The organism is Enterobacter cloacae complex sp. SYL001, from assembly GCF_049237025.1.
GTDB lineage: Bacteria > Pseudomonadota > Gammaproteobacteria > Enterobacterales > Enterobacteriaceae > Enterobacter > Enterobacter intestinihominis.
The window spans coordinates 22,121-29,101 of record NZ_JBMKJI010000041.1 but is presented as its reverse complement, the minus strand read 5'-3'; the positions used below and the strand labels follow the sequence as shown (position 1 = coordinate 29,101).

Below are 6,981 nucleotides of genomic sequence, written 5' to 3'. Positions count from 1 at the left end.
CCTCAGCGATTTACAGCCGGACCAGGGCATCGCTGACAGCCCTCAGTCATTTAGAAAGCAACTTTATTGCTTCTGCATAAAAAAATTACTGGGGATCCCTCAGCCCCATGGGAGAAGGTCGGGGTGAGGGAAATTAGCGCACACGGATCCCTTCGATAATCATCCGCTGCACGTTTTCCAGGGTGCTCTGGAAAAACGCCTCGTCCTGGAGCGTTTTACCGGTTACCGCCTCGACCTGGGCCGCGAAGTCAGCGTAGTGCTGGGTTGAGGCCCAAATCATGAAAATCAGATGCTGCGGATCGACGGGCGCCAGTTTTCCGCTGGCGACCCATCCGGCAATAATGGCCGATTTTTCGTCCACCAGCTGCTTTAGATCTCCCGTCAGCTCCGCCTGCAACAGCGGCGCGCCCTGTAACATCTCCAGACAAAACAGCCTCGATGCCTGGGGATAATCACGCGATACCTCCAGCTTCAGGCGTATGTACTCCTCTATCGCCACCAGCGGGGCCAGCTCTTCGCGAAATGCTTTAAGCGGTGCGAGCCAGATATCCAGGATCTGCTGCATCACCGCCACATATAGCGCCTCTTTCGACGGGTAGTAGTAGAGCAGATTGGTCTTGGACACCCCGGCCTGCTCCGCCACCTGCTCAAGGCGTGTACCGTGAATACCAAACTGCGAAAATGTCTCCAGCGCGGCGCTGAGGATCGCCTGTTTCTTGGCGCTCACCGCCTGCGAACGTTTACCGGGTGTTTTCACTGCGCCTTGTGTCATTTTCGCTCTCCTTATTGGTTTGCCATAGCATAGCAAAAGCCCTGCTTTCTCTCGACATTTTGGGGAGCGGGGCTGCACCAAATCAAAAAGGAAAATGTACGGACAGGTAGACTTAACAGCCCACTTATATTACAAATTTGATATCACTTTTTTCTCGTTAAGTAAGGGCTTTTCCCAGGCCTTTAGTCATACGACAAGCAACATTAGCCGATTCAGTATTACTAAAAGAGCTTGGCTATCGCATCTATCCAGCGCACTTTAAGCATATGTGGCAGTCAGAATCAGGATTGTATAATTATTTGGAATGTGAATATTCTCTTCCTGTTATTGAGCAGAATATTAATGACAAAACATAAGCTGGTATATAGCGGAAATAGATCATCGGATTAGTTTTGCGAAGCTGACATGGCAAGCGACTATCACTAATACAGACATTAGTGGTGTTCTTCTTGACAAACTCTACCTTGCCCCAACTAAAACGAATCAGCATTACGGTCAATAAATGTTTAAAAAAGTCATAGATCTTGCCCGAAGTGATGGAAAAAAATTTTTATGGTTGGAGGTTCTCGAGCAAAACGAACATGCTCATAGATTCTATAAAAAGCAGGGAATACAATACATCAGCGACATCGTTTTCGAAACAGATTCACAGCGGAGCATACTCAAAATAATGGGGATGTGTATATAACATCCGATTTTCGCTCACAGCGGACCTTCGGTGCTGGCTGCATCGTGTCAGGAGTGGACCTTACAAATATCAGCGCGAGAATCAATAGAGAACAAACATACCAGCTCTGGGAGTGATCGTTTCACACAGGTAAAGAACAGACGCAATCACCAATTCTTATACCAAATCCAACCTCACCCGATGGTTTAATGTTTTACTGTTATTCTTCTTTGCTGACGAGAGTAAAAAATGATTGACCACACCGGATTCAACGTCATAAATCTTGAAGACAGTAAGTAATGTTACACAAATGTTCTTGCCAGTCTTGGCCGGGCAAGGCGGTAGGTTTTGGTCCCGCCCAACTCGATGAAGGGCAAGATTCTGGCGGTGCGTTCTGGTTAACACAGGGAACTCCCTCCACACCCCGAATGCATCTTGCCTTCAATGCAAAAAACAAAGAGGATGTTGAGGCATTCCACCGTGTCGCCCTCCAGGCAGGTGGAAAAGATAATGGTGCGCCGGGTTACAGGCCCCATTATCACCCTGGATATTACGCCGCGTTCATCCTTGATCCTGATGGGTACAATATAGAGGCGGTTTAACACGAGACGCGATAGTCGCTAATATACTTCCCCAATGCTGATAGACGATCCTGCGCAAATATTCAGGCAGGATCGTCTGACGGGTGATATCAGTTCAGTAAAAGCGTTGGTCAATTAATGCGTTTGGCATAATTACTTTCTCTGTATCATGAAAAGCGCTTACATCATTTCCTGTATTTCCGTTCCTCTGCTCATAGCAGCCGGTCAACTACCGTGATTTCTGAAGGTGTATCGGCTGTTATTTTACATAAATGGACGGAACTTCCTGTTTGTCAGGGTGACACGGAAAAGGACACAGGCGATACTTATCCTGGAAGATCGAGAGCTGACTGCTTTAGATTACAACAAAACTGGTCTGAAATATTGCTGAAATGGCGCGTTCCGGGTCTGAATCCCAGAAAATTGGCCCACGAAGCACCACGGTAGAAAACCCAGTTTTGTAGTATGGTGGATTATTATGGCTGAAGTCGTAGCTCATTTTTTGTCCTCGCTAACGCTGCGGGAGTTTCGTCGTTAAATGCCTCCCATGCCCTGACGGATATAGAGAGAACAGTCTGAGCATCCCGAGGAAGCAGATATTACAATGAAAGGATCAGTGATGTATTATCAATGATGCCAAAATTAACGGTGTTTTTTGTGGTATGGAGACTGCCTGCTCTGGCTTTTCTTCTTATGGTTTTTATGGTTTTTATGGTTTTTATGGTTTTTATGGTTTTTATGGTTTTAAAATACGAGTCCGGTCTTGGGAAAAGCTCACTAGCAGCATTTATTTTTTTAGTTGCAGTTGTTTTATATAGGATATTTTTGAACTGATATGTTATCAATCCCAGTGGATATAAAATGCTGTATGTCCAAGTGATTGCGGAGAATTAAAAGAGTGAAGAAAAGACGGCTGGTGCGGCTCGATGGCTGCATCCAGCTCTTATTGGGAGTGCATCTAGTGGGATCGCATGATAGATGATTTTTTAATCAACATTGCGAGTAGTGGTTATAAATATCCCGTCCTCCCTTCTGCGATAGTTTGAAAACATTACCCGGTTCATTACACATGCGACTTTCATAAAAGTTATCCGTTGTTATATTATGTAAACAGATAAGTCGTGTTCCATAGGTAATATCTTCGCGATCACTAGGAATTACTTCGTGTTCCGGTCCATACCAATATAGTTTGGCTTTATCGCCCTTTGCAATAAATGGAGCTGGATCACCAGAAGCCTCCTTATACTCAAATGTAAATTTTTCTCCATCACAAACCATATTCACCATGCATTTTGTATAACTTGTACTATAAGACAAATCTGAACCAGTATTGGGCTCGTATACAGTTACTTTTCTTCTCTCCCGGTATACAGAGTCTATTGTAACTATTCTTCGGTTGAGTTCCTTAGGTAATCTTAGGTTTAGCTCATAATTTTGTTTATGCTGGCAACTTTTTGATAATTTTGTAACAGAGGAAAATAAATCTTTTTCTTGCATAAGGTTTTTTCGCATCAAATCTCGAAATTGAAGGAATTCATCTGAGTATGTATGACAAAAATTAAGGAGTGTCAGGATAAAACCAAACAAACTTAGTAATAAAAATGGGACATAACATACAAATATATCTGTGCTAGATGAGTAATAAGCACCTATAGAAAGTGTACATAAAATCAGACCAAGCAATACAGCTAAACATGCAGATTTACCACGATTTCTTTCAGTGTCCATCATTCTGAACTCGATGCAATCGCAATCTCCTAGCCAGCATATCCTATAGCTATTAGGTGATATTTTATATACAATGATATAAAGATCGCTGTTTTTGGGAATGCATTCAATGGAATTAAAATTTGGTGTGACTGGTCTCAGATCGTAGTAACTTAAATAGTAGTAGAACTCATTGTAGGTGATTCTTACGTATGAGGCATTGTTACCTTTCTCATCACACATTCTGTCGATTTTTACTTTGTCAAAAGGCAACCTGAGGCATTTATACATATCTTTGCGACCTAAATTATGTTTGATGTTTATGTCCTGGCACAAATTATAGAAGAAACAGGTCATGAAAACAATTCATACACATGATACATGGATTTGTGAAATATATTTACATGGTGAATTTCCCATTACCTGAAATTGGACAGAACAACCTGAACGTCCAAGCTGGTGATTGCTCCGAACCGTTGAATTCACAGCCAGCAGCGGGCTTTTAGTTGTTGTCAATGGGAGGGTATTTCAGCAAAATGAAATTACCTTTAAACACGGCAATTTTTTATGCAGTCTCCAACTATTAAATCTAGCTCCTGCAGGAGTTACTAACTCATAGAATAAAGGATGCACGGGATCGAATTATGCGTACTCATAAACAGAATAAGCCTCGTAAACTGTATTGCAGCGTCAACACGACTACGCGGCACCATTCTAATAATCCAGGTGCTGAATATTGCTGGGAACGTAATCGTAAAAGAGTCGGGGATGAACTACTGGCCAAGCGCGAGTCAATACATGGCGGACAGAAGCATGGCCGAGACTACACACCATTGTTTTATTTTCTGATCAAAAAGATTGGCAAATCGTGGAATGAAATATTCAGCGAAGTATGTGGACGTCTTGATACCACCGAGCCTGTATTCTGGTTGGTCGCGCTACATGAGCATCAGCGAAGAGATTTATTCTGCATTGGCGAAAGCAGTTTTTATCCGGGTCTGTTTGTTGATGAGAATGGAATTCTGCAAGAGGTAAATACTTCAATCACGATAAAGGATGTTAAGGTGACTTGCCGCTGCTGCACACACACTTATATTGGAGAATCTGTACCCTGGATAGATTGAATAACAACAACTTTTATCCTGCCACGGGTGCGGCCCTCATCAGCAACGAGAGCGATTACTAACTTTTGCTTTTTGCTCAATGCGGACGACCCGCTCCCCAATCCCTTACCGCCCCTGCACCGCCATCGCGCACCGTTGCCTGTTTGCGTGCATCTATTTTGACCATTTAGTCCACTTTATTTGCACTCTATTCACCAACCTTGCGTTAACACATTAACAGTAAAGCCCTTTTAAAAACTGGCATCCCCTTTGCAAAACCCTTTTCACGAGGCTGAACAGGATATGCAGGATGCAGCGCCACGTCTGACTTTCACCCACACAGAGATGAAGAGAGGTTCGTGATGAAAATTGGCGTATTTGTACCGATCGGCAACAACGGCTGGCTTATCTCGACCACGGCCCCGCAATACATGCCGACCTTTGAGCTGAATAAAGCCATCGTGCAGAAAGCGGAGCATTACCACTTCGACTTTGCGCTCTCGATGATCAAGCTGCGCGGCTTCGGCGGTAAGACCGAATTCTGGGACCACAACCTGGAGTCCTTTACCCTGATGGCGGGCCTGGCGGCGGTAACCTCGCGCATCCAGATTTACGCCACCGCCGCCACCCTTACCCTTCCCCCGGCAATCGTGGCGCGGATGGCCTCCACCATCGACTCCATCTCCGGCGGGCGCTTTGGCGTCAACCTTGTCACCGGCTGGCAAAAGCCGGAGTACGAGCAGATGGGGATCTGGCCGGGTGACGATTACTTCTCCCGTCGCTACGACTACCTGACTGAATACGTGCAGGTGCTGCGCGATCTGTGGGGCACCGGCAAAAGCGATTTCAAAGGCGACTTCTTCACCATGAACGACTGCCGTGTCAGCCCCCAGCCGTCGGTGCCGATGAAGGTGATTTGCGCCGGGCAGAGCGACGCGGGGATGGAATTCTCCGCCAAATACGCCGACTTCAACTTCTGCTTCGGCAAAGGCGTTAACACCCCTGCCGCCTTCGCGCCCACCGCGGCACGCATGAAAGCGGCCGCCGACAAAATCGGGCGCGACGTGGGCTCCTACGTGCTGTTTATGGTGATTGCCGACGAAACCGACGACGCCGCGCGCGCCAAATGGGAACGATACAAGGACGGCGCCGACGAGGAAGCCCTGAGCTGGCTGACCGAGCAGAGCCAGAAGGATACCCGCTCCGGCGCGGACACCAACGTTCGCCAGATGGCCGACCCGACGTCTGCCGTCAATATCAACATGGGCACCCTGGTTGGCTCGTATGCCAGCGTCGCCAGAATGCTCGACGAAGTGGCTGCCGTGCCCGGCGCCGAAGGCGTGCTGCTGACCTTCGATGATTTTCTCACCGGCGTGGAAACCTTCGGCGAGCGTATTCAGCCGCTGATGCAGTGCCGCGCCCACATCCCTGCCGTGACGAAGGAGGTGGCGTAATGACGACCCTCAACGCTCGCCCGGAGGCCATCACCTTTGACGCGCAGCAGAGCGCGCTGATCGTGGTGGATATGCAAAACGCCTATGCCAGTAAAGGCGGGTATCTGGATCTGGCCGGGTTCGACGTCTCGGCCACGCAGCCGGTGATTGAGAATATCAAAACCGCCGTGAGCGCCGCGCGTGCTGCGGGCATGCTGATCGTCTGGTTCCAGAATGGCTGGGACGACCAGTACGTCGAAGCTGGCGGTCCCGGCTCACCCAACTTTCACAAATCCAACGCCCTGAAAACCATGCGCCAACGGCCTGAACTCCAGGGCACGCTGCTGGCGAAAGGCGGCTGGGATTATCAGCTGGTGGATGAGCTGGTACCGGAAGCTGGCGATATCGTCCTGCCGAAACCGCGCTACAGCGGCTTTTTCAATACCCCGCTCGACAGCCTGCTGCGCAGCCGGGGCATTCGTCATCTGGTCTTTACGGGCATTGCCACCAACGTCTGCGTGGAGTCCACCCTGCGCGACGGCTTCTTCCTCGAGTATTTTGGCGTGGTGCTGGAAGACGCTACCCATCAGGCCGGGCCGGATTTTGCCCAGAAAGCCGCCCTGTTCAATATCGAAACTTTTTTTGGCTGGGTCAGTAACGTCGCCGATTTCTGCGACGCGCTGGATCCCCCGCTCGCCCGCATCGCCTGAGGAGAACC

Annotated in this window: 7 protein-coding genes; 5 read left to right on the top strand and 2 right to left on the bottom strand. The window is 47.9% G+C overall.

The genetic code is table 11. The annotated features are described in order from the left end of the window. Positions 1–133: 133 nt before the first annotated feature. On the bottom strand, positions 134–772 hold the full coding sequence (rutR, locus tag ACOTZP_RS22940) for an HTH-type transcriptional regulator RutR (RefSeq protein WP_022647683.1): 639 nt from the start codon (positions 770–772) through the stop codon (positions 134–136). A gap of 502 nt (positions 773–1,274) precedes the next feature. On the opposite strand from rutR, the gene ACOTZP_RS22935 reads away from it, so the two are divergent. Both ACOTZP_RS22935 and ACOTZP_RS22930 read left to right on the top strand, forming a co-directional pair. After that, the gene (locus ACOTZP_RS22935; protein ID WP_271075292.1) at positions 1,275–1,460 is read left to right on the top strand and encodes a GNAT family N-acetyltransferase; all 186 of its coding nucleotides are present in this window, start codon (positions 1,275–1,277) and stop codon (positions 1,458–1,460) included. 278 nt (positions 1,461–1,738) lie between these two features. Next, on the top strand, positions 1,739–2,041 hold the full coding sequence (locus tag ACOTZP_RS22930) for a VOC family protein (RefSeq protein ID WP_404349419.1): 303 nt from the start codon (positions 1,739–1,741) through the stop codon (positions 2,039–2,041). 969 nt (positions 2,042–3,010) lie between these two features. Here ACOTZP_RS22930 and ACOTZP_RS22925 read toward each other — a convergent pair. Then, on the bottom strand, positions 3,011–3,751 hold the full coding sequence (locus tag ACOTZP_RS22925; protein WP_271075291.1) for a hypothetical protein: 741 nt from the start codon (positions 3,749–3,751) through the stop codon (positions 3,011–3,013). 620 nt (positions 3,752–4,371) lie between these two features. Here ACOTZP_RS22925 and ACOTZP_RS22920 point away from each other — a divergent pair. The 3 genes from ACOTZP_RS22920 (at position 4,372) to rutB (ending at position 6,973) form a co-directional block, all read left to right on the top strand. Beyond that, positions 4,372–4,851 carry a hypothetical protein gene (locus tag ACOTZP_RS22920; RefSeq protein WP_058647427.1) on the top strand — a complete coding sequence of 160 codons (480 nt, stop codon included), beginning with the start codon at positions 4,372–4,374 and terminating at the stop codon, positions 4,849–4,851. A 341-nt stretch (positions 4,852–5,192) separates the two neighbouring features. Further along, complete coding sequence (gene rutA / locus ACOTZP_RS22915; protein WP_023305836.1) at positions 5,193–6,284, top strand: pyrimidine utilization protein A; 1,092 nt, start codon at positions 5,193–5,195, stop codon at positions 6,282–6,284. Then, the gene (gene rutB / locus ACOTZP_RS22910) at positions 6,284–6,973 is read left to right on the top strand and encodes a pyrimidine utilization protein B (protein ID WP_023299764.1); all 690 of its coding nucleotides are present in this window, start codon (positions 6,284–6,286) and stop codon (positions 6,971–6,973) included. Before rutA ends, rutB begins: the two co-directional genes overlap by 1 nt. The last annotated feature ends 8 nt before the right edge of the window (positions 6,974–6,981 follow it).

Bases quoted from the DNA above. Each gene is read 5' to 3' on its own strand.
- rutA (WP_023305836.1), top strand. From the start codon at position 5,193: ATGAAAATTGGCGTATTTGTACCGATCGGCAACAACGGCTGGCTTATC.
- rutR (WP_022647683.1), bottom strand. From the start codon at position 772: ATGACACAAGGCGCAGTGAAAACACCCGGTAAACGTTCGCAGGCGGTG.
- rutB (WP_023299764.1), top strand. From the start codon at position 6,284: ATGACGACCCTCAACGCTCGCCCGGAGGCCATCACCTTTGACGCGCAG.
- ACOTZP_RS22920 (WP_058647427.1), top strand. From the start codon at position 4,372: ATGCGTACTCATAAACAGAATAAGCCTCGTAAACTGTATTGCAGCGTC.
- ACOTZP_RS22930 (WP_404349419.1), top strand. From the start codon at position 1,739: ATGTTACACAAATGTTCTTGCCAGTCTTGGCCGGGCAAGGCGGTAGGT.
- ACOTZP_RS22925 (WP_271075291.1), bottom strand. From the start codon at position 3,751: ATGATGGACACTGAAAGAAATCGTGGTAAATCTGCATGTTTAGCTGTA.
- ACOTZP_RS22935 (WP_271075292.1), top strand. From the start codon at position 1,275: ATGTTTAAAAAAGTCATAGATCTTGCCCGAAGTGATGGAAAAAAATTT.